This is a genomic window from Mycobacterium sp. BK086 (genome assembly GCA_004362315.1).
Taxonomy (GTDB): Bacteria; Actinomycetota; Actinomycetes; order Mycobacteriales; family Mycobacteriaceae; genus Mycobacterium.
The window spans coordinates 1,469,015-1,494,069 of record SNWL01000003.1 but is presented as its reverse complement, the minus strand read 5'-3'; the positions used below and the strand labels follow the sequence as shown (position 1 = coordinate 1,494,069).

The 25,055-nt window shown below is 64.4% G+C and carries 27 protein-coding genes; 9 read left to right on the top strand and 18 right to left on the bottom strand.

Going from position 1 to position 25,055, the window contains the following annotated elements:
• Window positions 1-109: 109 nt before the first annotated feature.
• Both mbp1 and EV580_RS07395 read right to left on the bottom strand, forming a co-directional pair.
• Window positions 110-343, bottom strand: coding sequence for a microaggregate-binding protein 1 (gene mbp1, locus EV580_RS07400; RefSeq protein ID WP_133690397.1), 234 nt, complete (start codon window positions 341-343; stop codon window positions 110-112).
• A gap of 283 nt (window positions 344-626) precedes the next feature.
• Window positions 627-1,223, bottom strand: coding sequence for a carboxymuconolactone decarboxylase family protein (locus EV580_RS07395; protein WP_133690396.1), 597 nt, complete (start codon window positions 1,221-1,223; stop codon window positions 627-629).
• Between the two features lie 65 nt (window positions 1,224-1,288).
• On the opposite strand from EV580_RS07395, the gene EV580_RS07390 reads away from it, so the two are divergent.
• Both EV580_RS07390 and EV580_RS07385 read left to right on the top strand, forming a co-directional pair.
• Window positions 1,289-2,101 carry an SDR family NAD(P)-dependent oxidoreductase gene (locus EV580_RS07390; protein ID WP_133690395.1) on the top strand — a complete coding sequence of 271 codons (813 nt, stop codon included), beginning with the start codon at window positions 1,289-1,291 and terminating at the stop codon, window positions 2,099-2,101.
• A 13-nt stretch (window positions 2,102-2,114) separates the two neighbouring features.
• Window positions 2,115-3,710 (top strand): GMC family oxidoreductase, encoded by a 1,596-nt coding sequence (locus EV580_RS07385; RefSeq protein WP_133690394.1) that lies wholly within the window; start codon window positions 2,115-2,117, stop codon window positions 3,708-3,710.
• On the opposite strand, the gene EV580_RS07380 is transcribed toward EV580_RS07385, so the two are convergent.
• Window positions 3,695-4,513, bottom strand: coding sequence for a mycofactocin-coupled SDR family oxidoreductase (locus EV580_RS07380; protein ID WP_133690393.1), 819 nt, complete (start codon window positions 4,511-4,513; stop codon window positions 3,695-3,697). The two genes, EV580_RS07385 and EV580_RS07380, sit on opposite strands and share 16 nt — an antisense overlap.
• A 1-nt stretch (window position 4,514) precedes the next feature.
• The gene (locus EV580_RS07375) at window positions 4,515-5,702 is read right to left on the bottom strand and encodes a cytochrome P450 (protein WP_133690392.1); all 1,188 of its coding nucleotides are present in this window, start codon (window positions 5,700-5,702) and stop codon (window positions 4,515-4,517) included.
• Window positions 5,703-5,767: 65 nt separating this feature from the next.
• Here EV580_RS07375 and EV580_RS07370 point away from each other — a divergent pair, with 65 nt between their 5' ends.
• From EV580_RS07370 to EV580_RS07350, 5 genes are all read left to right on the top strand, one after another.
• A complete protein-coding gene (locus EV580_RS07370) occupies window positions 5,768-6,538 on the top strand; it encodes an SDR family NAD(P)-dependent oxidoreductase (RefSeq protein ID WP_133690391.1) in 771 nt (256 codons plus the stop codon).
• A 70-nt stretch (window positions 6,539-6,608) separates the two neighbouring features.
• A complete protein-coding gene (locus EV580_RS07365; protein ID WP_133690390.1) occupies window positions 6,609-7,352 on the top strand; it encodes an SDR family NAD(P)-dependent oxidoreductase in 744 nt (247 codons plus the stop codon).
• Entirely contained in the window at window positions 7,333-8,694 is a 1,362-nt protein-coding gene (locus EV580_RS07360) for a cytochrome P450 (protein WP_166654604.1), read from the top strand. Before EV580_RS07365 ends, EV580_RS07360 begins: the two co-directional genes overlap by 20 nt.
• Window positions 8,687-9,550, top strand: coding sequence for an SDR family NAD(P)-dependent oxidoreductase (locus EV580_RS07355; RefSeq protein ID WP_133690388.1), 864 nt, complete (start codon window positions 8,687-8,689; stop codon window positions 9,548-9,550). Before EV580_RS07360 ends, EV580_RS07355 begins: the two co-directional genes overlap by 8 nt.
• A 40-nt stretch (window positions 9,551-9,590) precedes the next feature.
• On the top strand, window positions 9,591-10,952 hold the full coding sequence (locus EV580_RS07350; protein ID WP_286171484.1) for an LLM class flavin-dependent oxidoreductase: 1,362 nt from the start codon (window positions 9,591-9,593) through the stop codon (window positions 10,950-10,952).
• 4 nt (window positions 10,953-10,956) lie between these two features.
• Here the strand turns inward: EV580_RS07350 and EV580_RS07345 are convergent, their stop codons facing one another.
• Window positions 10,957-11,595, bottom strand: coding sequence for a TetR/AcrR family transcriptional regulator (locus tag EV580_RS07345; protein ID WP_133690386.1), 639 nt, complete (start codon window positions 11,593-11,595; stop codon window positions 10,957-10,959).
• Window positions 11,596-11,685: 90 nt separating this feature from the next.
• Between EV580_RS07345 and EV580_RS07340 the strand changes: the two genes are divergently transcribed.
• Entirely contained in the window at window positions 11,686-12,252 is a 567-nt protein-coding gene (locus EV580_RS07340) for a nuclear transport factor 2 family protein (protein ID WP_133690385.1), read from the top strand.
• A 13-nt stretch (window positions 12,253-12,265) separates the two neighbouring features.
• Here EV580_RS07340 and EV580_RS07335 read toward each other — a convergent pair whose 3' ends face one another.
• From EV580_RS07335 to EV580_RS07325, 3 genes are all read right to left on the bottom strand, one after another.
• A complete protein-coding gene (locus tag EV580_RS07335; RefSeq protein ID WP_133690384.1) occupies window positions 12,266-12,931 on the bottom strand; it encodes a nitroreductase in 666 nt (221 codons plus the stop codon).
• Window positions 12,932-12,940: 9 nt separating this feature from the next.
• Complete coding sequence (locus tag EV580_RS07330; protein ID WP_133690383.1) at window positions 12,941-13,840, bottom strand: MBL fold metallo-hydrolase; 900 nt, start codon at window positions 13,838-13,840, stop codon at window positions 12,941-12,943.
• A 102-nt stretch (window positions 13,841-13,942) separates the two neighbouring features.
• Window positions 13,943-14,551 carry a TetR/AcrR family transcriptional regulator gene (locus EV580_RS07325; protein ID WP_133690382.1) on the bottom strand — a complete coding sequence of 203 codons (609 nt, stop codon included), beginning with the start codon at window positions 14,549-14,551 and terminating at the stop codon, window positions 13,943-13,945.
• Window positions 14,552-14,640: 89 nt separating this feature from the next.
• Here EV580_RS07325 and EV580_RS07320 point away from each other — a divergent pair, with 89 nt between their 5' ends.
• A complete protein-coding gene (locus EV580_RS07320; protein WP_133690381.1) occupies window positions 14,641-15,009 on the top strand; it encodes a hypothetical protein in 369 nt (122 codons plus the stop codon).
• A 3-nt stretch (window positions 15,010-15,012) separates the two neighbouring features.
• On the opposite strand, the gene EV580_RS07315 is transcribed toward EV580_RS07320, so the two are convergent.
• From EV580_RS07315 to EV580_RS07270, 10 genes are read right to left on the bottom strand one after another with little or no spacing between them, the layout of a single operon-like run.
• On the bottom strand, window positions 15,013-15,789 hold the full coding sequence (locus EV580_RS07315) for a hypothetical protein (protein ID WP_133690380.1): 777 nt from the start codon (window positions 15,787-15,789) through the stop codon (window positions 15,013-15,015).
• Between the two features lie 10 nt (window positions 15,790-15,799).
• Window positions 15,800-16,525, bottom strand: coding sequence for a hypothetical protein (locus tag EV580_RS07310; protein ID WP_255525266.1), 726 nt, complete (start codon window positions 16,523-16,525; stop codon window positions 15,800-15,802).
• Between the two features lie 49 nt (window positions 16,526-16,574).
• Complete coding sequence (locus tag EV580_RS07305) at window positions 16,575-17,540, bottom strand: MlaD family protein (RefSeq protein WP_133690379.1); 966 nt, start codon at window positions 17,538-17,540, stop codon at window positions 16,575-16,577.
• On the bottom strand, window positions 17,537-18,583 hold the full coding sequence (locus tag EV580_RS07300; RefSeq protein ID WP_133690378.1) for an MlaD family protein: 1,047 nt from the start codon (window positions 18,581-18,583) through the stop codon (window positions 17,537-17,539). The genes EV580_RS07305 and EV580_RS07300 overlap by 4 nt, the downstream gene beginning before the upstream one ends.
• Complete coding sequence (locus tag EV580_RS07295) at window positions 18,580-19,743, bottom strand: MlaD family protein (RefSeq protein ID WP_133690377.1); 1,164 nt, start codon at window positions 19,741-19,743, stop codon at window positions 18,580-18,582. The genes EV580_RS07300 and EV580_RS07295 overlap by 4 nt, the downstream gene beginning before the upstream one ends.
• A gap of 1 nt (window position 19,744) precedes the next feature.
• Complete coding sequence (locus EV580_RS07290; RefSeq protein ID WP_133690376.1) at window positions 19,745-20,785, bottom strand: MlaD family protein; 1,041 nt, start codon at window positions 20,783-20,785, stop codon at window positions 19,745-19,747.
• Complete coding sequence (locus EV580_RS07285) at window positions 20,785-21,795, bottom strand: MlaD family protein (protein WP_133690375.1); 1,011 nt, start codon at window positions 21,793-21,795, stop codon at window positions 20,785-20,787. The genes EV580_RS07290 and EV580_RS07285 overlap by 1 nt, the downstream gene beginning before the upstream one ends.
• The gene (locus EV580_RS07280) at window positions 21,792-22,844 is read right to left on the bottom strand and encodes an MlaD family protein (RefSeq protein ID WP_133690374.1); all 1,053 of its coding nucleotides are present in this window, start codon (window positions 22,842-22,844) and stop codon (window positions 21,792-21,794) included. Before EV580_RS07280 ends, EV580_RS07285 begins: the two co-directional genes overlap by 4 nt.
• 3 nt (window positions 22,845-22,847) lie before the next feature.
• Window positions 22,848-23,708 carry an MlaE family ABC transporter permease gene (locus EV580_RS07275; protein ID WP_133690373.1) on the bottom strand — a complete coding sequence of 287 codons (861 nt, stop codon included), beginning with the start codon at window positions 23,706-23,708 and terminating at the stop codon, window positions 22,848-22,850.
• On the bottom strand, window positions 23,709-24,716 hold the full coding sequence (locus EV580_RS07270) for an MlaE family ABC transporter permease (RefSeq protein WP_133690372.1): 1,008 nt from the start codon (window positions 24,714-24,716) through the stop codon (window positions 23,709-23,711).
• Between the last annotated feature and the right edge of the window lie 339 nt (window positions 24,717-25,055).

Below are 25,055 nucleotides of genomic sequence, written 5' to 3'. Positions count from 1 at the left end.
CACTGCAACATGCACGGAGTGCCCAAGCACGCGCCCTTCAAACCCGTCAATGCCACGTCATCAGCAAGGCCCGGCCCCGCGTACGGAGCCGGACCTTGCTGACGAGGTGTTACTGCTCGGCCTTTTGGCGTTCCTCGTTGGCCTTGGCGGCAGCGCGTGCGCTCTCGGCCTCGGCTTCCTTCTTCGCGGCCTCGCGTTGAGCGTCGGCTTTGTCCTGCTGGGCCTCGCCCTCGCGCCGCAGGTCGTCGCGCCCGGCGAGCGCGCCAACAGCCTCTTTGACCTTGCCCTTCACGCCCTCGACGACACCTTCGATGCCCTCCGCGGCTCCATTTTTCTCGCCCATGACACAGTTCCTTTCGAATCACGTGTGTGGTGGCTTCGAAGTTCCCAGGGCTACCGGCTGCCAAACCCTCGGTCGTAGCCGCGGCCCGCGGGTCGCCTTCGGCGCGGATCAGCCGCCTGCTTGTGCCATCTCGCAACTAATCATCAAGGTGCATAACGTAATTCGCGGTGCTCTCCCTGGTTTTCGACCATCGACGTGAAATCGCTGTTACCCGTCGTGGCTCGTTCAAACGTGGTTCATCCCACGGTGATGTTTTCCCGGGCCGGTCGCCTCCGCCACCACGTCAGGCTCTCGGTGGCAGCGGAATCCCCTGCAGGTCAGCACCATTCTCCACCTGCAGGTTCCAGCTGTTGAACGCCATCGCCAAGCAGGTGTACGTCCCGACGACGAAGGGAATCTCGACCAGCTGTTCATCGCTGAGCTGTTCGCCCAGCCGTCGCCATGTGTCGTCGGATACCTGGTAGGAGTCGAGCATCTCGTCGGTAGCGCCGACGAGGTCGCGTTCCAGCGCCGTCCACGTCGCGCACGCCCTGTCCTCGGCGATCGCGCCGATGTCGTCGTGGTTGATGTCGTACTGCTCCGCGAGACGAACATGGTGCACCCACTCGTAGACGGCGCCGGTGCGCCACGCGACCCGCAGGATCATCAGCTCTCGATTGCGGTGTCCGATGGCAGGTTTCCTCAGCAGCACATTGCCGTAGATGGTGAATGGTCCCGCGAGTGCCGGGTGGTGAAGCATCGTTGCGAGGACATTGGGGGCCCGCCCTGACATTCGGATGTGATCGATGACTCCAGCGGGAAACGCCTGGCGCAGTGCTTCCAGCGCGTCGTCGTCCCACTCGTCAACGTGCAGGGGCCTCAACCGAGGCAGTTGCGTCATGCGGCGACCGTACGCCCCACCCGCGATGGTTGTACAGTCGTACAGCACGGGGTTACAGTGCTCCCATGACGCTCACCCCCGAGACATTGGGCATTGCCCCGGGCCGCGGACGATTGGTCGGCCGTCGCATTGTCGTAGTCGGCGCCGGAACCCGCGCATCCGATGACGCGGAGGCGCCGATCGGTAACGGTCGGGCCATCGCCGTGCTGTGCGCACGCGAGGGCGCAGACGTTGCGTGCGTCGATGTCGATGAACACGCTGCCGAGCGGACGGCCGAGCTCTGCCGGCAGGAGGGCGCGACCGCGCTGTCAGTGGTTGCCGACGTCCGAGACGCTGCCGAATGCGAGCGCTTGGTGACGGCTGCCCATGAGGGACTCGGCGGGCTCGACGGCGCAGTTGCCAACGTCGGGTTCGGCGCCGGGCAGGGACTGGCGGGCACCACGCCCGAACTCTGGGATGACCTCTTCGCCCTGAACGTCCGGTCCCACTTCCTGATCGCGAGGGCCGCGATGCCAGTGCTGGCCGAGGGCGGCTCGATGGTCTTCATCGGATCGGCGGCGAGCCTGCGGGCAGGGACCCGGTTCCCCGCCTATGACGCGTCGAAAGCGGCGCTGTTCGGGGTATGTCGCCACGTCGCGCTGGAAGGTGCATCGCGCGGGATCCGCGCCAACCACGTGATCCCCGGCCCCGTCGACACCCCGCTCGGTCGCTACGGCAGCGAGCACGTGAAATCCCGTTCCCAGATCCAGTTTCCGCTGGGGCGGCAGGCCACGGCGTGGGATATCGCTTACGCATCCGTATTCATGCTGAGCGGAGAAGCCAGCTACATCACCGGCGAGTCGCTGGTAGTGGCTGGTGGACTGGGCCAGATTCGCTGAGCGGCAGGATGCCATGACGAGTTACGACTACATCATCGCCGGCGCGGGCTCTTCGGGCTGTGTCCTGGCCAACCGGCTTTCCGCAGACCCCGGCATCACTGTGCTCCTGCTGGAAGCCGGTGGGGGCGATCGCAATCCGTTGTTCGCGGTCCCGAAGGGCTCCGGGATGCTCTTCGAGAGCGCCAAACACATGTGGCACTACGAAACCACGCCCTTCGGCCCGAATCCCCACTCCGAACGGTGGATGCGCGGCAAGGTGCTCGGTGGATCGAGCTCCATCAACGGGATGATCTACAACCGCGGCGCTCGTGCCGACTGGGACAGTCTGGAACGTCTCGGCAACAAGGGTTGGGGCTGGGACGAGATCCTGCCCATTTTCCGGGGATTCGAGGACAGTGAGTTGGGCGCATCACCCGTCCGAGGCGCGGGTGGACCTGTGCACGTCTCCGTTCCACGAGATCCCGACCCGCTGTGTGAGGAGATGGTCGAAGCCGGTGCCTCGATGGGCCTGACGCGAGTCGTGGACATCAACGAATCCGACGACGAACGGATCGGCTACGCCACCTCGACAATCAAGAACGGTCGTCGGGTCAGTGCGGCCACCGCGTTCCTGAAGCCCGCCAGGCATCGGCCCAATCTCACCGTTCGCACTCACGCGGAAGTGCAGCGGCTGGTTCTCGAGAACGGAAGAGCCGTCGGTGTCGAGATCTCCAATCGAGGTAGCATCGGCGTGCTGCGAGCGAACCGTGAGGTCATCCTCAGCATGGGCAGCCTGAACACACCGAAGCTGTTGCAGCTCTCCGGGATCGGACCACGGGATGTGCTCCGCGCAGCGGGTGTCCACGTGTATCTCGAGCGGGAAAACGTGGGCCGCAAGCTGCGCGAACACCGGTGCGCAACCCTGCGGCTACAGCTCAACGAAGACTTGGGCTACAACCGGCAACTCTCGAGCGGCCTGGCGCAGGCGATGACCGGGATCCGGTATTTGGCAACACGCAAGGGTCCGCTCGCCGCACCCTCGTTCGACATCGTCGCATTCGTGAAATCCCAACCAGGCCTGGATCGTCCCGATGGGCAGCTGATGATGGGCCCGTGGACCATTCCGCCGTACAACACCGGTGAACCGGTGGAAATTCAGCGTCAGGCCGGTGTTTCGTGTCTCGGGATGGTGCTGCGCCCGACGTCGGAGGGTTCGCTCGAGATCACCTCCGGGGACCCGCACGCGCCCTTGCGGATCAATCCGAACTACCTCGGCACCGACTACGACCGGACGACCGCGACCAACCTGCTACGCACGATGCGGACAATCTTCGAGCAGTCACCCATCGCGCAACGCATCAGTCACGAGACGTATCCGGGCGCCCGGGTCCGCAGTGACGACGAGCTGATCGAGGCCGCGTTCGACGGCGGCTACTGCGGCTATCACGCCGCAGGCAGCTGCGCGATGGGCCCCGGCGACGACGACATCGTCGACAACGAGCTCAGAGTGCGCGGAATCGACGGGTTGCGGGTCGTCGACTGCTCGGTCCTGCCCACCATGGTCGCCGGCAACCTCAACGGGCCGATGATGGCAATGGCCTGGCGTGCAGCCGATTACATCACGCCGTAGCCGGCGTCGACCGGCAACGTCACCCCCGTGACATACCGCGCACTGTCGCTGATGAGATACAGCACGGCATTGGTGACATCGACCGGCTCGACGAACGGAACGGGTAGCAGGTTGCCGGACATCGCGCTGGCGTTGGGGTCAGCCTCGAAGACCCGCGCCATGTGCTCGTTGAAGATCATCGGGGTCGCGACGCCGGTGGGGTGCACCGAGTTCACCCGAATATTCTGCTGGGCATAGGCGTTCGCCGCCGATCTCATCAACCCAACCACACCATGTTTGGACGCGGCGTAGGCGAAGATCGCCGCGCTACCGTCGCCGCCGCGCCCGACCAGACCCTGCATCGAGCTGATCAGCACCATCGAACCGCCGCCCTTGCGGATCATCGACGGTGCGGTGGCGGCGATCGTGTGCCACACGCCGCGAAGATTGGTGCCGACGATATCGTCGAACACCGCGCCGTCGAGTGGGTCGGTCAAGCCCATGCCGACCACTCCGGCATTGGCGATCACGACATCGATGTCACCGAATTCCGCTACACCGGAATCAATTCCAGATTGGAGTGCGGCCAGGTCGCGGACATCGGCGATCACCGTCGTGATCCTCCCTCCGGCTGCACGTATCAGGTTCGCTGTCTCATCGAGCTCGTCGGGGGTGGCCAACGGGTACGGAATCGAGTCGATATCCGCGCACCGGTCGATGGCGATGATGTCCATGCCCATGGCGGCCAACGCGATTGCATGGCTACGGCCTTGGCCGCGGGCAGCACCGGTGATGACGGCGACCCGATTGGATGAAGCGCCCATGTCAGGCGATGACCGCCGGCATGCTGTCCCAGCCGCGCACCGTCGAGGTCCGCGACCGTCGTGCGCCGGCCATGTCGATGTCCCATTCGGGCCAGCGTTTGAGAACTTCCTCGAGTGCGACCCGCCCTTCGAGACGGGCTAATGGAGAGCCGACACAGAAGTGCGCACCTCGCCCAAATGTCAGGTGGCCACCGGGCTTTCGGTGAATGTCGAATCTGTCCGGGTCGTCGAAGTGGCGCTCGTCGCGATTGGCGGACGCGAGCATGAGCAGCAAGGGCTTGCCCGACGGAATCACCTGCCCCTGAAAGGCGACGTCGTCGGTGGTGACGTAGCGCGCCACATGCGGACCGGGTGGCTCATAGCGCAGCAGCTCTTCGATCGCGGTCGGAATCAGAGAATGATCCTGGGCGAGTTCCTTGCGCTGGTCAGGATGTTCGGCCAGGACCTTGCCCATCCAGCCGAACAGTCGGCCGGTGGTCTCGACGCCCGCACCTGCCACGACGGCCAGGAACACGATCAGCTCCTGCTTGGTGAGCTTGCGGGTCGTCCCGTTCTCATCGTCGAACTCCACGTTGAGCAGTTCGGTGATCAGGTCGTCGGACGGGTTCTTCTCCCGCCATTCGACGTACTCGCCGAACATCTCGCCGGTGAAATAGCGGTCCTTCTTGATCGCCATCGGCTTTCCGGGTTCATTGCGCAAAACCTGATTGGCATGCTCACGCACCGCGGGCTGCTCGGCGTCAGGGATACCCGCGAGCATCCCGATGGTGCGCATCGGGAGTTCGGCGCCCAGGTCTTCCACGAAGTCGAAGTGAGTGCCGCCGACCAGCGGATCCAGGCAGGCCACGCAGAAGGCGCGGATCTTGTCCTCGATGGCGCGCATCTTCTTCGGTGTGAACGCTCGCGACACGATCGCGCGGTGAATTGTGTGCAACGGCGGATCCTCGTTGATGAAGATCCCGGGCGGCATCACCGGATCCGTCATCACGACCTCGAGGATGTCGCCCTTGGCGGAGCTGAGTCGCGTCGTATCCTTCAGCGCCGCATCCACATCCGCATAGCGACTGACACCCCAGAAATCGTGCCGATCGTTGTAATAGACCGGGCACTCGTCACGCAGCCGCCGGTACGTCGGGTAGGGATCCAGGTCGATGTCGAAGTCCCACGGGTCGTAGTACAGGTCGCTCATGCTGTACGACTGTATGCCATTGCTATACGATCGTACAACGCAGTTGCACAACTCGAGGGAGCGCAATGAAGAGTCGGTTCGCACTTGATGGCCGGGTCGCCGTCATCACCGGTGGGGGCACGGGCATTGGGCGCGGCGCCGCACTGGTGCTGGCCGAGCACGGTGCTGATGTCGTCTTGGCCGGTCGCCGACCCGATCCGCTCGAGTCGACCGCAAAGGAAGTGATGGCGATGGGCCGGCGCGCACTGGCGGTGTCCACCGATGTGACCACAGCCGATGCCTGCCGAGGCCTGGTCGAAACGACCATGGCGGAGTTCGGACGGCTCGACATTCTCGTGAACTGCGCGGGCGGCGCCGAGACCAAGTCGATTCTCAAGTGGCCTGACGACGACTTCGAGAACGTGTTGGCACTCAACTTCTCCGCGGTCTGGCACCTGTCAAAGGCGGCAGCCAAACCGATGATGGCCCAGGGTAAGGGCGCGATCGTCAACATCTCGTCGGGCGCGAGTCTGCTCGCGATGCCTCAGGCGGCGCCCTATGGTGCGGCCAAAGCGGCGGTGAACAACCTGACCGGGTCGATGGCGTCGGCGTGGGCAAAGAAGGGCATCCGTGTGAATGCCATCGCTGTGGGTGCTGTGCGTGCCGCAACGTTGACCGACGATGCCGCTCGATATGGGCTGGATCCTGAAGCCATCGCCCTCACCAACGGGCTCGGCAGGCTCGGTGAGCCTGATGAAATCGGTTACGGGGTCTTGTTCTTCGCTTCTGATGCCTCCAGTTTCTGTTCGGGTCAGACGTTGTACATGCATGGCGCACCCGGGCCCGCGGGCGTCTGAGTGTGCTGCTTGCGTGGTGGTATGACTTTCGCTATACATTCGTACAGCATTCGATGAAGGAGTGGTCGCAGTGAGCCGAACAGCAGTGGTAACCGGCGGCGGTTCCGGGTTGGGTCGAGCGATCAGCGCACAGCTTGCCGCTGATGGTCATCGGGTGGCGGTCCTGGACGTGAACTCCGAAGCCGCGGAGAAGGTGGTCGCGGCAATCCAAACTGCCGGTGGAAGTGCCGCCGCATTCCCTGTCGACGTCTCGGACGAGGACGCGGTCGAAGCCGCATTCGCCACGGTCCGTGAGTCGTTCGGGCCGATCGAGATCCTCGTCACCAGTGCGGCGATCGCGGGCTTCACCCGATTCGACAAGATCACACTCGACGAGTGGAACCGCTATCTCGCGGTGAACCTCACCGGAACGTTCCTCTGCATCCGTGCCGCGCTGTCGGACATGGTGGCGGGCAAGTGGGGTCGCGTCGTGACCATCTCGTCGGCCGCCGGACAGCAGGGCGCACCGGCGCAGGGCCACTACTCGGCGACGAAGGGCGGCGTCATCGCCATGACCAAGACGGTGGCATTGGACTACGCCCGCAAAGGCATCACCGCGAACACGGTGCCGCCGTTCGTCATTGATTCTCCGATGCTTCGGCAGCAGCAGGAGCAGGGCAAGCTTCCCGCCACCGAGGTGCTCACCCAGGCCATCCCCGCCGGCCGACTCGGGGTCGGCGAAGAAGTCGCTGCGGTGTGCTCCTTCCTGTGCACAGACGGGGCGGGATACGTCAACGGCCAGGTGATCGGGGTCAATGGTGGTGCCGTTGTCTAGCCGCGATGACGTGGCTGCGCGGTATCACTTCGACCGCCACGCCGCCGACTACCGAGACGACTTTCTCGACATCACCCACGAGATGCATCAACGGTGTCCGATCGCCTGGACCGACACCTACGACGGCCACTGGGTCGCCGCGGGCAGTCAGGAAGTGTTCGAACTCGCCCGGTGCCCGCACGTCTCAAATGACCACGACGTCCACAACGAACGGCGTGGGTATAGGGGAATCTCCATTCCGTTGATGGTCGAGGCAGAGGGGTTCCGTGGCGGCATGCTCGAGATGGACGACCCCGAGCACCGCTACTACCGCACCGCGCTGAACCCGTACCTGTCGCCGGCCGCGGTCAAGCGGTGGGAACCCTTCATCGACGAGATCGTGCGGGCCTGCCTCGACGACCACATCGAATCGGGACGAATCGACTTCGTCGACGACCTGGCCAACGTGGTGCCCGCGGTGCTGACGCTGGCGATGCTCGGTGTGCGGCTGGAGAAGTGGACGCTCTACAACGAACCCGCGCACGCATCGGTCTATACCCCGCCTGACTCGCCGGACGCCGCGCGCGTGCGTGAGCTCTACATGGCGATGGGTGTCGACCTGTTCACCAATCTGGCCGAGATTCGGGAGAGCCCGCGCCCCGGCATCATCGACGCCTTGGCCACGCTGCGTATCGACGGTGCGGCCCCACCCGATATCGAACTACTGGGCATGCTCAACCTGTTGATCGGCGGGGGATTCGACACCACCACGGCGCTGACCGCACACGCACTGGAGTGGTTGTCGAACCATCCCGACCAACGCCGGCGGCTCAGCAAGGAGCGCGCCTCTCTCCTCAATCCCGCCACCGAGGAGTTCCTGCGGTATTTCACGCCGGCGCCCGGTGATGCGCGCACGATCTCGGCGGACATGGACTTCAACGGGACCAGGCTGCAGGAGGGGCAGCGGCTCTGGTTGTCCTGGGCGATGGCCAACCGCGACCCCGCGGTGTTCGGCGACCCCGACCAGGTGATCCTCGATCGGAAGGGCAACCGGCACTTCAGCTTCGGGCTCGGCGTTCACCGATGCATCGGATCCAACGTGGCACGCACAGTGTTCAAGGCAATGCTCACCGCGGTCCTGGACCGGCTTCCGGACTACCGCTGCACGGCGGAGGGGACCGTGCACTACGACAGCGTCGGAGTCATCCAGGGCATGCGCCACCTGCCTGCGACGTTCACACCGGGTCCGCGGATCGGTGCGGGTGTTGCCGAAACCGTCGACCGGCTTCAGATCATCTGCGAAGAACAAGGGCTGGCCCGGCCGATCACCGAGCTGAAGGAAGCGGCGAAAATCGATGTCTGACAACAATCTGATTGCCGTCGTGACCGGTGCGAGCCGTGGTGCGGGGGCGGGAATTGCCCATGCGCTGGGCAGCCATGGGTGCACGGTCTACGTCACCGGCCGCACCCGGGACTCGACGGTGAAGCACCCCGCCGGCACCATCGACGAGACCGCCGCTCGGGTGACCGCGGCAGGCGGCACCGGTATCCCGGTGGCCGTCGATCACGGAGATGATGCCCAAGTCGAGGCGCTATTCGACAGGATCCGTCGCGACCACGGCCGCGTCGATATTCTGGTCAACAACGCCGCGATCATCCGTGACGAAATGATGGGGCGCACCAAGTTCTGGGACGAGCCGGTCAACGTCATCGACACCCTGAATGTCGGTCTGCGAAGCAGCTACGTCGCCACCGTTTACGCGGCCCCGCTGATGATCCCGCAGGGCAAGGGTCTGGTCGCCTTCTCGTCGTCCTCGGGTGCGGTGCACTACGCCTTCGGGCCGGCCTACGGCGTGCCGAAGGCCGGTACGGACAAGATGGCCGCCGACATGGCAGTCGACTTCCGTGAGTTCGGCGTTGCTGCAGTGTCGATTTGGATGGGTTCACTGCTCACGGACCGGGTCCGAAAGATCATCGCCAGTAATCCGGTGAAGTTCGGTCACATCCTGGACAGTGCCGAAACGCCGGAGCTGACCGGTCACGTCATCTGGGCGCTGTACCACGATCCGGATGTGATGGCGGTGAGCGGTCAGACTCTCATCGGTGCCGAGCTCGCGGTGAAGTACGGCATCGCCGACGAAGAGGGCCGGCAACCGCCGTCGTATCGGGACATGTTCGATGTGCACCCGCACCGGCAGTACGCACACATGATGCGCTAGCGCAGAACCGAATTCGAGAGAAGGTGCGATGTCCAAACGCATGATCTTCACGCTGCTGGTGATGGATTCCATCGGCCATAATTTCCACGGGATCTGGCGCCACCCCGACGCCCGCAACCGTGAGTTCAAGAACTTCGATCTGTGGGTGAACCTGGCCAAGAAAGCGGAGCGGGCCAAGGTCGATGCATTCTTCTTCACCGATGTGATCGGAGTTCAGGGCGAATACAACGGATCACGTGACGTCGTCTTCGAGATGGCGATGAACGTCCCTATCGGGGACTGCACGATGGTCATTCCCGCCATGGCGCACCAAACGACCGACATCGGATTCCTCTACACCAGCTCGGTGATCCAGCACCACCCGTTCGTCTTCGCCCGCGCCGTGTCAACACTCGATCACCTGAGCAACGGGCGCATCGGCTGGAACATTGTCACCTCGGCGAACGAACAGGCCTTCCGCAACCTCGGGCTGCCCGGCAATCTCTCGCATGACGAACGCTATGCCTGGGCCGACGAGTACGTCGATGTCACGTACAAGCTCTGGGAGGGATCCTGGGATGTCGATGCCGTCGTCAACGATGCGGCGGCGGGGCGATACGCCGATCCGGCGAAGGTGCACGACATCAACCATCGGGGCAAGCGCTACAGCGTCGAGGGATTCAACCTGATGGAGCCGTCTCCCCAGCGGACGCCCGTCCTGGCCCAAGCCGGTGGTTCCCCGGCTGGTCTCGAGTTCGCCAGTAGCCATGCCGAACTCATGTTCCTGTCAGCGATGTCGCTGGAAACAATTGCGCAGCAGATCAATACGGTGCGGGAATTGGCGCGCGATCGCGGTAGGTGCGACGGCGACATCCTGTTCCTTCAGGGCATGATGTTCATCACCGGATCGACTGATGAAGAGGCCTATCGCAAGTGGGGCGAGCTGGAGGAGTTCCGCAGCCAAGAGGCGCAGACCGCGTACTTCTCCAGCCTGAGCGGGATGGATCTCGGCCGCTATGATCCCTCGACGCCACTGGCGGACATCATTGAGGAGATCCCCGGAATCCGTGGCGCCTTCCTTTCGATGATCAACGCCTGGCCCGACGGCGTGAAACCGACGGTCAAGGATTTCCTGACGTCACTGTCGCTTCCCCAGATGGTCGTCGGATCGCCGGAGAGCATCGCCGACCGTCTTGTGGAATACCAAGCTGCTGGTGTCGACGGAGTGCAGATCATGAATGCGTTGCTGCCGCAAAGCTATGAGGAATTCTTCGAACACGTTGTCCCGGTGCTCCAGAACAGAGGCTTGATGCAAAGCGAATACCGGCCGGGCACGCTGCGAGAGAAGCTGTTCGGCTCGGGCGCCGGCATCAGTGAGCGCCACCCGGCATACGGCTACCGCGGGATGTTCGCGGGGGCCTGAGGGATCAGCGGCGGGCCGTGGGTTTGCGTGCGGGGGACTTGCGTTTTGGCTTGGCGGGCGGCTCGACCGAATCGATGTAGCGTTCAAAGGCTTCGGTGACTTCCGCGTGCGCCGACCTGACCCCTATTCCCGCCTCGAGGTTGAGAAATTTCGGCAGGCCGGACATCAGCAGCTGCAGCGCCGGCAGTGAGAGATCGCCGATCGGTTTCGCGTTCTTGCCGAATTTGGCGACCAGCGCGTCGAGTTGGAGCTTGCGGACGTTCTCGGTCACGGCAGCGATCTCAGTGCGGATCGATTTACGGTGATTGCCCAGCGCCATGAACTCGGTGATCATCGCACCGGTGGCCTCATCCCAGCTGTACTCCCACACCGCTCGCAGGGGATCGTCGGTCCGTTGCTCCATGAGCTCGGTGAGATGGACGATGCCACGTTCGGAGTAGCGGCGAATCGCGGCGATGAAGATGTCGTCCAAGGTCGGGAAGTAGTACTGGACCAAGCTGGGCGTTACGCCCGCCTTGGCTGCCAGAGCCCGGTACGTGACACTGGCATAGCCCTCTTCCAGCATCATCGTCTCGACGCAGTCGAGCAGCGTGTCCCTGGTCTTGGACGTTTCGGCGCCCACGCGCCGCGTCGATGTCGCCATGTCTCCTCGCTCCGTCGGTTAGGAGTATTCTGACATCCGAGCCGTGCTGTACGATCGTATAGTGTCATCGACGCCGACGCGAGGAGAGGCATGACCACCACAGCCGCCGAAACGGACACCCTGAGAAGGGACGTCCGCTACCTCATGGACCGAAGTGAGATCCTCGACTGCATCTCTCGACACGCTCGTGGCTGCGACCGGCACGATATCGACCTGATCACCTCGGCCTACCACGCGGACGGTGTGGACGAGCACGGTCATGCGGTGAATCCGGGCCCGGCGTACGGAGCGTGGGCCAATGCGACGCATGCTGAGACCTCCACGGTGCACACGCACAACATCACTACCCACACCTGTGAGATCGACGGCGACACGGCGCACGCCGATAGCTACGCGATCGTCGTTCTTATCGGTGCGGACGGCAAGACCGCCCAGTTCATCACCGGTCGCTATATCGATCGACTGGAACGGCGGGAGGGGCAGTGGCGCATAGCTGTTCGCCGTTCCACGGTCGAGGGCATGTTCATCGCGGACGCCAGGGTTCTGCAGTCGTCGTTCTTCACCGACAAGGGTTATCTCGTCGGGACTCGCGACCGGTCCGATCTCTCATACGACCGGCCGTTGTCCATCGATACGCCGGCACCGGCCCGCTGGTAGTGGCGACGCGCCCTCAGTCTCCGATGAAGGTGACAGTCTCGCCCAGCGGTGCCCGGCCGGTGCGGATGTGCGGCACCGAGGAGTCTTCGTAGCCAATTGACATGCCGCAGAACAGGATCAGATCGTCGGGCGGCGAAACCGCGTCGGCGACGGTCGCGCGCACCTGAGACCAGGCCATCTGCGGACAGCTGTGTAGCCCCTCCGCGCGAAGCAACAGCATCACCGTCTGCAAGTACATTCCGAGGTCCGCCCATTGCGGTCGGCCGAGATCGCGGTCGATGTAGCAGAACAGGGCCGCGGGTGCCCCGAAACACTCCCAGTTGCCGATCGCTGCGCGTTGGCGCGCCTCCCAATCGTCACGAGCTACTCCCAGCGAGCTGTACCGTTCCCTGCCGAACGCTGATCGACGTTCGCCGTAGGGGGACTTCAACGTGCTCGGGTACATCTCGAATTCTCGCTCGTCCCAAGGGTCACCGGTCGCCACCCGCTCCACTGCCATCTTCTTGAGTCGAGCGAGTGGCGTACCGGTCAGCACATAGATGCGCCACGGCTGGAGATTCGACCCCGAGGGTGCCCACGCCGCCGCGGTGAGAACCCGTTCCAACAGTTCTGTCGGAACGGGCTCGTCGGTGAACCCGCGCACCGCCCGGCGGCTTGTCACTGCCGAGTAGACGTCCACAACGCGTCCTCAGTAATCCCACGTCGCGGGCACACACCGGAAGACGTCGCCCGCCGCGGCAACATGGCAAACCGACGGGAACGGCAGGTGGGTGGCCACCAGAGATCCACCGGTCGCCGCGAGCTCCCGCAGCAGATCCACCCGGACCCGGGCAGCCTCCAGAGGGTCGTGCTCAAAACCGTTCTCCCACTCAGGCTTATCGAATCCGACGGCGAACACGGCATCTCCGGCGAAAGTCAGCCGATCGCCCCGGGACTCCAGCTTCACGATGCTGTGTCCCGGTGTGTGACCGCCGGTGCGGCTGATCAGCACGCCCGGTGCCACCTCATATTCCGTTTCGAACGGCCGCAGCTGTCCGCGATAGTCGTTGAGGAACTGGGTGGCCGTGCGCCGCAAGACATCCGGAATCGGCTGCGGCATGACGGTGTGGGAGAAGTCGGGCGCCTCCCAGAACTCCGCTTCACGGCTGGCCAGGTGGACCCGCAGATCGGGCCGCAGCCGGGCCTTCAACCCTTCGGTGAGCAGCCCGCCGATGTGATCCATGTGCAGATGGGTGAGCACGACGTCGGTCACCGAACCGGGGTCGATGCCGGCCGCCTCCAGCCGGTGCACCGTCTGACCGGCCCGGGGAAAGTCCGGGAACTCAACGCCGAGGCCGGCGTCGACCAGGATGGTCCGGCCACCGGTGCGCACCACGACCACGTTGAGCGGCCAGTCGACCACGTCTTGCGGCAGGAACTGGTCGGTCAGCCAGCCCGACAGGTCGGCCGAGTCGGCATTGGTGGCCAGGGTCGATGCCGTGATCGGCAGCACCCCGTCGCTGATCACCAGCACCTCGATATCGCCGACCTGGACCGCGTAGCGCGACGGAACCAGCTCGTCGATTCGGGAAATGTTGTCCACGCTCATGTTTCTTCTCCTGACGGCCTTGGGAAATGCCCTTCGACTGCCTGAACGCGACGTGGTTCGAAAAGTCATCCCGCTGCCGAGAAGGCGAGAAGGGAGAGGGGACTAGTACTCGCTTCGCCCGGTGATGTGCTTGAACGCGTGATCGAGGCGTCGCGTCATGCGTTTCGTATCGTCGAGATCCCGTTCGGGCTCGGTATCTGCATGATCGCCGATCCCCGCTGCGTAGGTGCCCGATACCACCGCCGACCAGACCCTGACGGTTCGGAGTATCAAGGGATCCTCTGGATCCATGCCGTAGTGGTCCGCCAGCGCGAGCGGCAGTGTCTCTTTACGCCGTTCCGAGATTGCCGTTGCCAGGGTGGGTGATGCCATCGCCAGCAGCCCCATCTGTTGCATCCGTTGCAGGGGAACCGACCCGGTGCCGTCAATGATCCCGCGCAACATCTCTTTGTGGGCACGGGTCAGTGCGTCGACGAGGTCTTCATCCTGCTCGCCTTCGGCCAAGTGCTTGACCGCCGAATCGAGCATGTCGTCGGCGACGCCGAGGACGAACGATTCCCGTGTTGGGAAAACCCGAGTCACGGTCTCCACCGTAAATCCGCTGGCTTCGGCGATGTCGTCGAGAGTCGTCGAACCGAATCCGCGCGCCAAGAACATCGCGAGCGCGATATCGGTGACCGCGCCGCGATCGAACTCCGCCGACGAATCCATCGCTAGAGAATCCTAGGCGCGTTCCGGCTGCCGCGGTGAAATCGGCAAAGGTTGTTCGCGATCTGCCTCGAAATGCGAAGGTAGAGCCGATGCGTCGCCGAACTCTGACCGCCCTTACGGTCGCCACGATGTGCCTTGCCACGGCACCCGTGGCGGCCGCCCGCGATGACGACTGCAGTCTCCTTTTGCCGGCCGCGGATCGGCTCGAAACCGTGTTCAACGAGATCGCTCCGACCGGAACTCCGCCGTGGGTGGCGGCCCAGGTTCGTGCGCCATTGAGCCCGCTTCACAACTTGAGCAGCCCGCCCGGGATCGACCTTCGGATTCGGTCGAACATGGTGGCCTCCCAGATCGACAACAGCGATCCGTACCGTCCGGCGTCGCCGGAACGTCTCGCGAGCGACCTCGCCAAGGCCAGGGACCTCTTGGTGGCGGTCCGCGCGTGGTGCGCGCCCTAGCGTTCAGTTGCCGAACACACCCCAGCGCTTGATCTGAACCCGGTTGGCGTCCGGCCAAATAGCCCTTGCAGCGGGCGAATTGCAGAAGTAGTCCTCGGCCTGGCGGATGCTCATATCGACGGCGTGGAGACCGTCTTCCTGGTGGGCGCGGCAATTCACGGTCAGTGCCTGTTTGGTCGCCGGATCGGCCTCCAGGACCTCGATGGTCAACGCCACGACGAGCGTGTAGCCCGCCCCGGTGGGCAGATAGAAGGTGAGGTCGCGGCTCGCCAGCCCGCCGCCGTTGGTGACCAGATAGCCGTCCCCACTGGGATAGGCGGCCTGCCCGACCATTTGGGTGCGTTCGTAGTGCCGGCTGTCACCGTCCGCGCGCCACACCGCGAAGCGCGTGTTGGGGTTGCCGCCGTTGAGCAGATTCTGCGAGATCGGGATGATCAGCTCGTCGCGCCCGTCACCGTCGATGTCCTGCATACCAACGCCACTGGGCGTCGAGGGTTCCAGCAGCTCGTCGATCGTCTGCACGACCGCGCCCGACTTGTCGGTCACGGTGACCTTGACCGCCCTCGGCCGGGGTAATTCCGGCACGCTCCAGTAATTGACCGCGAAATCGAGATCACCGGAGTGCAGGGTGCAATCCACCAGTGGGGATGTGCCCGATGGGGTGATCACCGGGTTCGACTGCGGGCACGACGGCAGCGAGGTGTCAGCGGCCGCATGGGGGAGCACGGCGCCGGCGGCCGCCGTCAACACCACGGCGACAAACGCTGACAACCGCTTCACGGGCGAATACCTACCGCGGCTTGGCTGGCGCGGGCGGCGCTGGCGCAGGCGCGGGCGCTGGGCCTGCCCCGGGAGCCGGGGCAGGTCCGGGCGGTGCGGCACCCGGGATCTGTTGTTCTTCAGGCGCTTTGGTGCCGGTCTTGGGGCCGATATCGGTGACCTGCCAACCATCTCCGGCCTTGTTCACGGTCACCCGCAACAGGATGATCGACACCTTCGGCGTGGGGTTCTGCAGATTGCGGGTGGTCTGGTGCGCCGACACCACCACTTCGTAGGAACCGTCGGGCTGAAGGGCCGGGTCGACGGCCAGCACCTCACCGGACGATGTCACCTGCGCCTGCAGCATCACCGCCTTGAGCAGGTCGGTGGCGTTGACGTACTTGTCCTTGAGCTGTTGTGACACACCGTCTTCGACCGCGTGGAAGAAGGCGTCTGGGTCTTCGAACGTGTAGGTCAGCGACTTCATCGCGTAGTCGCGGGCGAGCTGGGCCGCGGCATCGCGGTCGGCTTGGGCCTGGCGCAGCTGCGCGAGCTGGCCGCTCACCTCGCGGTACTTGACGAATCCGAACGTGCCGCCGCCGATGAGTACCACCACCAAAACGACTGCCACCCAGAAGCTGCGGCTCCGCGATCCTCGGTGCGGTTCGGGTGAGGTGGCTTCGGGCGTGGCCTCGACGGTAGCTTCGGCTTCGGTCGCGTCGGCCTTTTCGTCTTCGCCGACAATTGCTTTGGTCATGTCCGAACTTTCCTTGTTGCTCTCGTCCGTGCTCATTGGTGCCACTCGCTTATTCGTGCCATTGGGGAACGTTGAGTTGCACCCGCACACCGCCGGTGTCGTTGAACGTCGATTCCCAGAAGTCGAGCCAGTGGCCGGCGTCGATCTTGATGTCGTGCAGCGGTGCCATCGCCGGCTGCAGGATGGTGGCGAAGGTGCCCAGCGGGCCGGCCAGCATATCGAGCCATTCGCCGAACTTGGCCACCAGGATCCCGGCGGGATCCTGCGGGCCGATCACACCGATGCCGGTGTGCGACAGGATCTCGATCTGTTGGATCAGCTGCAGGAAGGCGGGCACCGACTTCGGCAGTATTTTTCCTGTCTCGCTGATGATCTCGCCGGCATGGAGATCGCCCAGGTTGGTGGTGAACGTGGAGACATTGCTGAACAAGGTCGTCAACAGTTCCTTGTCGTCGCGGATCACCTTCGCGGTCAACCCGGCGGTGACGGCGAGAGAATCGATCGTTTCGTCATTGCCCGAGAACGCCGCCGACATGTCCTTGATGATGCCGTGGATCTGGTCGAGGTTCAGCGCCGTGAACAGCACATTGGCCTTGGTGAGCAGATCGCTGGCGGTCACGATCGGGGCGACCCGATCCGCGGGAATCACCGCGCCGTCGCTGAAGTACGGCGGTGCAATGACTTTCGGCCTGAAGTCGATGTACTGTTCGCCGGCCGCTGAGAGGTTCTCCACGCTGATCGTGCTGTCCGCGGGCACCTGATACTTCCGGTCGACATCCATCGATACCGCCAAACCAGTGTTGGTGGTCTGGATGCCGGTCACCCGGCCGACCTTGATACCGCGCATCGTCACTTCCGATGTCGGCATCAGGCCACCGGAGCTGTTGAGTAGCAGCGTGAGTCGGTTGACCTGCTTGGTCGGCCCCACGTCGAGAACGCCGAACGACATGTACGCCGCGCCGGCCAGTGTCATCACCACCAGGATGGCCAATGTGGTGCGCGCACCGAATTTCATGGCACCAGTCCCATCGTCTGCATCGCTTGCACGGCCGCATCGGCTTTGTCGGCAGGATCCACACCCTCGCGTCCGGTGGGCGCGTGAAGTTCGGTGATCGTGTACTTCGGGCCGCCGTCGCGGAACCATCCGAGCAGCTTGTAACGCAAGAGCGCCACGAACTTGTCGGCAATCACCGGGATCGTGGTGTCGAGTGTTGCCATCGTGTGGATCATCGGCGTGATGTAGGACAGGATCTGCATCAGATCGCCGGCGATCGGGTTGATCAGATCGCCGCCGAGCTTGCCGACATCCTTCGACGCGCCGACCACGTCCAGGATTGCCATCGTGACCGCCGACAGGCCATGGAGTTTCGCCGGACCTTCGGTGACGAGCCGGTTGAACACCTGGGTGTTGTCCGCGAAGCCCGAGGTGATGTTCGCCATGCCGTCGAGCATCTGGTCGATGGTGTCCTGATTGGCGGCCAGGTCGTTGAGCACGCCGGCGACGGTCTTCTGCATGCGGGTCAGCTCGTGCGGGTCCTCCGGGAACGCCTTGTTGACGTTGACCACGGTGGTTTGCAGCGTGCCGATCGCGCCGCCGGCCACCAGGTTCGACATCGAGCGCAGGAGGTCTTCGACGTTGTCCGCGGGTGAGGTGTTGCGCAGCGGGATGGTGTCGCCGTTGCGCAGGATCGGCCCGGACTTGTCCTCCGGAGGAAGCAGCGCGATGTAGATGTCGCCGAGTGGGGTGGCTTGGCGGAGCTCAGCACGGGTATTGGCGGGGAGCTTTGTATCGCCGGCGATTTCGACGTAGGTGACGGCGGTTGTGCCCTCGAGCTGAACGCGGTCCAGCACGCCGATCTGCACACCACCGGAGTCCACCTTGGCGCGTGCGGGCAGGTTGAGCACGCTCGCGAACTCGATCTTGATGTTGTACGCGTGACTGGGGGTGTAGGCGCCTGGCACCGGGAGCCGGGTCGGATCCAGTGAGCAGCCCGAACTGAGACTCAGTGTCAGGGTCGCCACCAGTGCACAGAGTGCGCGCATCGTCTGTCGGGTCATGACAGTGCCGCCCCGAGAACGAGATTGGTCAGACCGAGGGTGATGGGGTCGGACGGGGTGCCCGATCCGCAGGCCGCCGCGGCACCGGGGATATTGCGTTCCTTCAGGCCCTCGCAGATGGCACCGGCCTGCGTCGGCGCGATCGATACCTGCGGCGGGATATAGGTGACGTTGTGGGTGCCCCACGCGGGCTCGTAGATGTCGGCCATCCAGTGGCTGAACTGCGGCCACGAATTGATCATCGCGGTGATCGCCGGGATGTGCCGGTTCAGCAGGTCACGCAAGCCGCCGAACCGGGCGTCGAACTTCTCGTAGAACCGCGGCCCGAATCGGTTGATTGCCTCGATCAGCGTCGGCAGCAGGTGCGACACATACGCCATCGCCGCTCCGAAGTTGTCCGACAGGCCCTCCATCAACTGGGTGGTGACCGGCAGCGTCCGGATCACCGAGGCGAAACTGTCCCAATTCCTCAGGAAGTCGGAGGACAGGATCTCGCCGTTCTCGAACAACTGGCGGTAGTCGGCGTCGGCCTTGTAGGGGTCGGCGAGCATGGTGCGCAGATTGCGCATCGTCTTGTTGATGCCCGGCCCGGTGCCCTGCAGTGAATTGCTCGCTGCGGTGAGGCTGTCGTTGATGGCTTGCACGCCGGGCGCCTTGGCCGGGTCCTGGCCTGGTTCGGATCCCAGGATGGCGTCGGTGAGATTGCCGATGGCAGAGAATGTTTCGCTGACGCTGATCGGAGTCTTGGTGGACTTCAGCTTGATACACCCGGGGCCGGTGAACTTCGGGCCGCCGGTGTAGGCCTTGGTCAGTTCGATATGGCGGTCGGTCACGATGGACTGCGAATAGGTGACCGCGCCGACATCGGCGGGCAGGATGAGGTCCGCGGGCACGGTGAAGTCGACCTCGACGTGGTCGGGCTTGTTGACGATCGCGTTCATCGAACCGACCTCGATACCCAGCAGCGCGACCTTGTTGCCGGGATACAGCCCCACGGCGTCGGTGAATTCGGCACACATCGCGCGGGTGGGATTGATCTTGGGCGTGAGGATCTTGATGCCGACGACGACGGCGACCGCGAGGACGGCGACGATGGCCACGACCGCGGCGATGACCCGTCGTGACCGCAGTCGCGAGCCGATGCTCGATTCCCCGGCCATGTCAGCAGGTCTTCATGAGGTTGGGGAGGCACAGATCCTGACCGGGGACCAGCCGGTTGTGCTGGTCGAAGGTGACTCCGTTGCCGCTGAGCATGGGCCCGATGATGTTGAGCGTCTGGCCAAGTCCGTCCAGCGCCGTGCCCCACCGCTCGGGGTGAGCGGCCAGGGTGTCGCTGATGTCCTCGATCCCCTCGGCGATGGGCAGCACATCCTTGCCGTACCACATCGTGAGCCGGTCGAGGACGCGGGTCAATTCCTTGATCAGAGCGAAGAATTCGACGATGTCGACGGCCTTCGAGGTGTACATCTGGCCGAGGATGTCGAACTGCTCGAACAGTGCGATGAGCTGTGCACGTCCGTTGGTCATCGCCCGAAGCCCGTCGTTGATGAAGTCCAGGCCGCGGTGGAAATCGGTGGTCGACTTGCTCATCGATTCGGTCAGTTTGTCCGCGGACTGGAGCAGGTTGCGGATCGCGTCGGGATACCTGTTCGCCGCGTTGGCAACCTCGGCGAAGGTGTCGTGGATGACTTGGCCGTCGACCTCTTTGACCACCGGGGTGGCGGCCTGGATGATGTCGTTGACCTCGAACGGCAACGTGACCCGCTGCGGCGGAATCCCGTTGCGCCCCAGCGGCGCCGTGCCCTTCGGATCGAGCGCCACGTAGTGGCCGCCCAGTGGGGTCAGCAGTTTGATGTCCAGGGTGGAGTCCGAGCCGACCTTGACCGAGTTCTCGACGTCGAACGTCATCTCGACGAGGGCGCCGTCGAGGCGAACGCCGGTGACCTTGCCGACCGCGATGCCCGCCACCCGGACCTGATCGCCGGCACGCAGGCCGGCTGAGTTGGGCAGGTGCGCGGTGTAGCCGGCCTCGTCGGCCGGATTCAGGTAGGCCATCGCGGTGCCCGCCAGCGAGGCGATGATGACACCGACGCCGATGATGCCGTTTCTGCGGTTGCGCCTGGCGGTGGCGACCTCGTCTCGCGAGCCTTGCCGCCCACCGATTTTCGCGCGCAGCGTGGTGAGGTGCTTGTCGAGTTCCATTAGCGGCACACCACCAGGTTCTGCTGTGCGAAGGACACCTCGCCGATCCCGGGCAGGGTGACTTCGCCGCGGGAGCAGGAGAACGTCGGCGTGGCGGGTTCCTCGTCAACCAGCCAGTTCCGCATGCCCTGGATCAGCGACGGGGCCAGCGACAGGCCGGCGATGATCGTCGGGGTCTGCGGCCACATCCGGCTGCTCAGGTCGAAGAGCGGACCGGTCGTCCCGTCGAACGTGCGCTCGAAATATTGCATCACGTGGGTGGTGTTGCGCAGCACCGGCAGTCCGCTGTCCAGGGCGGAGCGGAATTCCTCAGCCTTGGAACCGAATTGCGCGAGCACCACGTTGAGCTGGGAGATGAGCTGGAACAGCTGCCCGGACTTGCCGCCCAGGTCCTGGGAGATCGCGCTGAGATTACGGATCATGGTGGTCAGCACGACCTGGCGGTCGACAGCCAGCTTGGAGATCTCGTCGAGGTCGTGCAGGAACGGGCCGATGCCGGACTCGTCGCCCTGGATCAGCCGCAGCAGGTTCTCGCCCAACAGGTTGAACTGGGCGGGGTCGAGGGTCTGGAACATCGGCTGAAACCCGTTGAACAGCTTGGCGACATCGAACGAGGGGATCGTCTGCCCGATCGGGATGGTGCCGCCGTCCGGCAGCCGGTTTTCGGGCTTGGGCGGCTGGACCAGTTCCACGTAACGCTGACCGATCAGGGTCTGATAGCGAACGGCGGCAACGGTATTGGCGTACACCGGATGATCGGTCTGGGCGGTGAAGTCCACCTTGGCGACCCGCCCGTCGAGCCGGATGGTCTGCACCTTGCCGACCTGGACCCCGGAGATACGCACGTCGTCACCGACATAGAGCCCCGACACGTCGGAGAACGTCGCCGTGTAGCGGGACAGCGACCCGGTCACCGGACTGCGCAGCGCCGTCAGCACGATGAGCGTACAAACCACCGCGACCGCGGTGAACACCGTCAGCCAGAACACGGATTTGGTCACGCTTCTCATCGGCCACCACCCTGCGACGGCGCGGCCGCGGGAGCCTCCGCGGGCAGCGCCGCCGCCAGCCCCGGCATGGTGTCCAGGGTGAGTTCGAGATTCAGCCGGACCTTGCCGTTGATGATCGGGAACGCCGTACTGGTCCGGTCCAGAAGTCCCGAGATCCGGTCGTAGGCCGGCGACATGCTTCCGTACATATACGCGTACGGCACGAAGACGCTCATGATTCCGCCGAACAGCGGGACCAGCCAGGTCATGTGCTTGGCGAAGATTCCGTCCGCGGTGAACAGCAGCTGTGACAACTGGCTCATGATCAGGTTCATCCGGTCGACACCATCGGGGTGTGCCAGGAACTCCATTCCGTTGAGCAGGTCATAGGCCAGGCTGACGAGCGGGACGGCGTCGCTGACACCGTTGACCACCGAGGCGAGCACCGAAAGCGACTGTGAGAAAGGCACTTTCTGGGAGTCGGTAACCATCTTGATCAGATCGAAGTAGGACCGGGTGACCGGCTCGGTGAGGTCGGCATGCTTGCGCACGATTCCGATGATGTGGTCGATATCGGGGGAGTCCATGATCCGGCCGAATTTCTGGCCTTGGCGCAGCAGTCCGGTGATGGACGCCGACTTCACGTTCGTATCGACCACCAGCGTCTGGTTGGAGGCCAGTCGTGGGCCGGCCCCACTGCTGGTCAGTTCGACGGCGGCCAGCCCAAAGGTGTTGGAGGACGTGAAATTCGCCGTCGTGTCGGCCGCCAGGGCCGCGGCCTGGTTCGGCTCGAGTTCGAGGGTGATCTTCTGCTTGTTGAATCCGGCCGACTGCAGTGTCTTCACCGAACCGATCGTCAGGCCTCGAAACTTCACCTCGGCACCCGGCGTCAGACCCTCGCCCAGTTTGTCGGCCATCACCGTCAGCTTGAAGGTGTTTGCGTAGCCGCCGGTGCCGAGCTGATACAGCACGGTGCCCGAGACGATCAGCACCACGGCGGCGATGAGGCCCCGGATTCGCAGTGCGCGCGAACTGGGCCTGCGCCCTCCTTGATCGGCTGATGCGAACATGCCCTATCCCGAGATCCGAATCCCGGGGCTGTTGCCCCAGAACAACAGCGTCAGCACCATATCGGCGGCCACCACGGTGACGATGCTGGCCCGGATGGCCCGTCCCGATGCCCGCCCGACACCTTCGGGGCCACCGACGGCGTAGTAGCCCTGATAGCCGTGGATCGCGATGATCAGCGTCACGAAGATGACAGCCTTGAGCACCGAGAACACCACATCGGACGGCTGGATGAACGAGTCGAAGTAGTGGTAGTAGGTGCCCGATGACTGTCCGTGCATCACGTTGACCACCAGTGCGCAGGACACGTAGCTCAGCGCCAGCGTCACCACGTAGAGCGGGATGATGGTCAGCATTCCGGCGATCACGCGGGTGGTGACCACGAACGGGATCGACCGAATGCCCAGCGCCTCGAGCGCGTCGATCTCCTCGGAGATCCGCATGGCGCCGATCTCGGCCGTCATGCGGCAGCCCGCCTGCGCGGCGAAGCCGATGCCGGCGATCATCGGCGCCATCTCCCGGGTGTTGGCATACGCGGAGACGAACCCGGTCAGCGGGCCCATCCCGACCATGTCGAGCGCGCCGTAGCCTTCGATGCCCACCGAGCCGCCGACGGCCGCACCCATGAAGATCAGGACGCCGATCGTGCCGCCACCGACGATCAGTGACCCGTTGCCCCACATCACGTCGACCAGCAGCACCCCGGTCTGGTGCCGGTAGTGCTTGAGCGTGTGCGGGATCGCGCCGAGCACCTGGGCGATGAAGCTGACCTGATGTCCGAGGCGCTGGAAGACGGAGTCGCCTTGGTCGGCGATCCACAGCGGAGCGCGGATGACGCCGGGCAGATGGCGTGACGGAGTCGCCATCTAGCCCATCCTCAGCGGCATCGACATCGAGACGCCCTGCGTGATGATCAGGTTGAGCACGAACACCGCGACCACGCCGATGACGACCGAGGCGTTGACCGCGTCGGCCACACCGCGCGCACCGCCCTTGGCTTCGAGACCGCGCTGACAGGCCACGAGGATCACGACCACGCCGAACAACCAGGTCTTGATCATGGCGACGACGACGTCGTTGACGTTGGCGAACGAGGCGAACGAGGCGATGTAGCTTCCCGGCGTGCCGGACTGGAAGCCGACGTTGATCGCGTAGCCCGCCGCGAGTCCCATGAAGATGATGAAGGCGCACAACACCGGCGCCACGAAGACGATCGCCGCCAGCCGCGGGGTGACCAGTCGCTGGACCGGGTCGACACCCATCACGCGCAGCGCGTCGACCTCTTCGCGGATGGTGCGCGCGCCCAGATCCGTCGCAACCGCCGAGCCGGCTGCGCCGCCGAGCAGCAACGCGGCCACCATCGGCGCGCCCTGCCGGATGACGCCGAGGCCGCCGGCGGCGCCCGAGACCGAGGACGCGCCGACCTGCTGGATGAAGTTGCCGACCTGCACCGCCACGATCACCCCGAACGGGATCGACACCAGCAATGCCGGAATCGCGGTGACGCTGATGATGAACCAGGCCTGGTTGATGGTGTCTCGCCACGGGTGGCGCAGCCGGATCAGGTCCGTGATGAGGAAGCCGAACGCCTGAGCGCCCAGGCCGAAGAAACGGCCCAGGGTCTGTAGCGACGAATCCATTTGGCCGACAACATGCCTAAGCGGTCTGCTTAGTATCGCGGCGACTTGCCGGCCGGTCGACGCTTGTGCGACCGGCTCGGGCTCCTGCTGGGGGCTGATCTCTACCGGCGTCTCGGCGGGGACGATTTCGCCGTTCGTGGTGATCGTCGCGTCGAGGTCGACGCAGGCAAGATCGATGCCTTCGGGGTCGGTCGCTGCTTGCGCCGCAGTCGCGTCATGGACACCTGCGGTCAACGGCAGGCACCTCCTTAATCGCTGGCAAAACTACTTCCCCCCAGCAAAGTTCGAGCTTGGTTGTCGTGCGTTTACCAGCGGTACGAGTACGTGCGTTGTACCAGCGGCAGAGTGCGTGTGTTCACGGAAAGAAGTTCAGTGTGATGTACGCCACAAACGAACGTCAAGGGTCATCGGGGGTTTGCCGGGGCGCCTGGCGCGGACCCGGAGTTGCGGCAGGGTCAATAACGTGCGACGACGCGTCCCGAGGGGGCACGCGGTCCTAAGTTCCCTGGCTCGGCGATACTTCGTGTCCGTCAGCGCCACTTTCGGTCGTCGGGCGGCGGGCCCGCAAAACCG

Bases quoted from the DNA above. Each gene is read 5' to 3' on its own strand.
- EV580_RS07360 (WP_166654604.1), top strand. From the start codon at position 7,333: ATGGTGGTGCCGTTGTCTAGCCGCGATGACGTGGCTGCGCGGTATCAC.
- EV580_RS07290 (WP_133690376.1), bottom strand. From the start codon at position 20,785: ATGGAACTCGACAAGCACCTCACCACGCTGCGCGCGAAAATCGGTGGG.
- EV580_RS07280 (WP_133690374.1), bottom strand. From the start codon at position 22,844: ATGTTCGCATCAGCCGATCAAGGAGGGCGCAGGCCCAGTTCGCGCGCA.
- EV580_RS07395 (WP_133690396.1), bottom strand. From the start codon at position 1,223: ATGACGCAACTGCCTCGGTTGAGGCCCCTGCACGTTGACGAGTGGGAC.
- EV580_RS07345 (WP_133690386.1), bottom strand. From the start codon at position 11,595: ATGGCGACATCGACGCGGCGCGTGGGCGCCGAAACGTCCAAGACCAGG.
- EV580_RS07385 (WP_133690394.1), top strand. From the start codon at position 2,115: ATGACGAGTTACGACTACATCATCGCCGGCGCGGGCTCTTCGGGCTGT.
- EV580_RS07300 (WP_133690378.1), bottom strand. From the start codon at position 18,583: ATGACCCGACAGACGATGCGCGCACTCTGTGCACTGGTGGCGACCCTG.
- EV580_RS07285 (WP_133690375.1), bottom strand. From the start codon at position 21,795: ATGAGAAGCGTGACCAAATCCGTGTTCTGGCTGACGGTGTTCACCGCG.
- EV580_RS07330 (WP_133690383.1), bottom strand. From the start codon at position 13,840: ATGAGCGTGGACAACATTTCCCGAATCGACGAGCTGGTTCCGTCGCGC.
- EV580_RS07325 (WP_133690382.1), bottom strand. From the start codon at position 14,551: ATGGATTCGTCGGCGGAGTTCGATCGCGGCGCGGTCACCGATATCGCG.
- EV580_RS07375 (WP_133690392.1), bottom strand. From the start codon at position 5,702: ATGAGCGACCTGTACTACGACCCGTGGGACTTCGACATCGACCTGGAT.
- EV580_RS07310 (WP_255525266.1), bottom strand. From the start codon at position 16,525: ATGACCAAAGCAATTGTCGGCGAAGACGAAAAGGCCGACGCGACCGAA.
- EV580_RS07305 (WP_133690379.1), bottom strand. From the start codon at position 17,540: ATGAAATTCGGTGCGCGCACCACATTGGCCATCCTGGTGGTGATGACA.
- EV580_RS07390 (WP_133690395.1), top strand. From the start codon at position 1,289: ATGACGCTCACCCCCGAGACATTGGGCATTGCCCCGGGCCGCGGACGA.
- mbp1 (WP_133690397.1), bottom strand. From the start codon at position 343: ATGGGCGAGAAAAATGGAGCCGCGGAGGGCATCGAAGGTGTCGTCGAG.
- EV580_RS07275 (WP_133690373.1), bottom strand. From the start codon at position 23,708: ATGGCGACTCCGTCACGCCATCTGCCCGGCGTCATCCGCGCTCCGCTG.
- EV580_RS07350 (WP_286171484.1), top strand. From the start codon at position 9,591: ATGATCTTCACGCTGCTGGTGATGGATTCCATCGGCCATAATTTCCAC.
- EV580_RS07355 (WP_133690388.1), top strand. From the start codon at position 8,687: ATGTCTGACAACAATCTGATTGCCGTCGTGACCGGTGCGAGCCGTGGT.
- EV580_RS07340 (WP_133690385.1), top strand. From the start codon at position 11,686: ATGACCACCACAGCCGCCGAAACGGACACCCTGAGAAGGGACGTCCGC.
- EV580_RS07295 (WP_133690377.1), bottom strand. From the start codon at position 19,743: ATGGCCGGGGAATCGAGCATCGGCTCGCGACTGCGGTCACGACGGGTC.
- EV580_RS07320 (WP_133690381.1), top strand. From the start codon at position 14,641: ATGCGTCGCCGAACTCTGACCGCCCTTACGGTCGCCACGATGTGCCTT.
- EV580_RS07380 (WP_133690393.1), bottom strand. From the start codon at position 4,513: ATGGGCGCTTCATCCAATCGGGTCGCCGTCATCACCGGTGCTGCCCGC.
- EV580_RS07370 (WP_133690391.1), top strand. From the start codon at position 5,768: ATGAAGAGTCGGTTCGCACTTGATGGCCGGGTCGCCGTCATCACCGGT.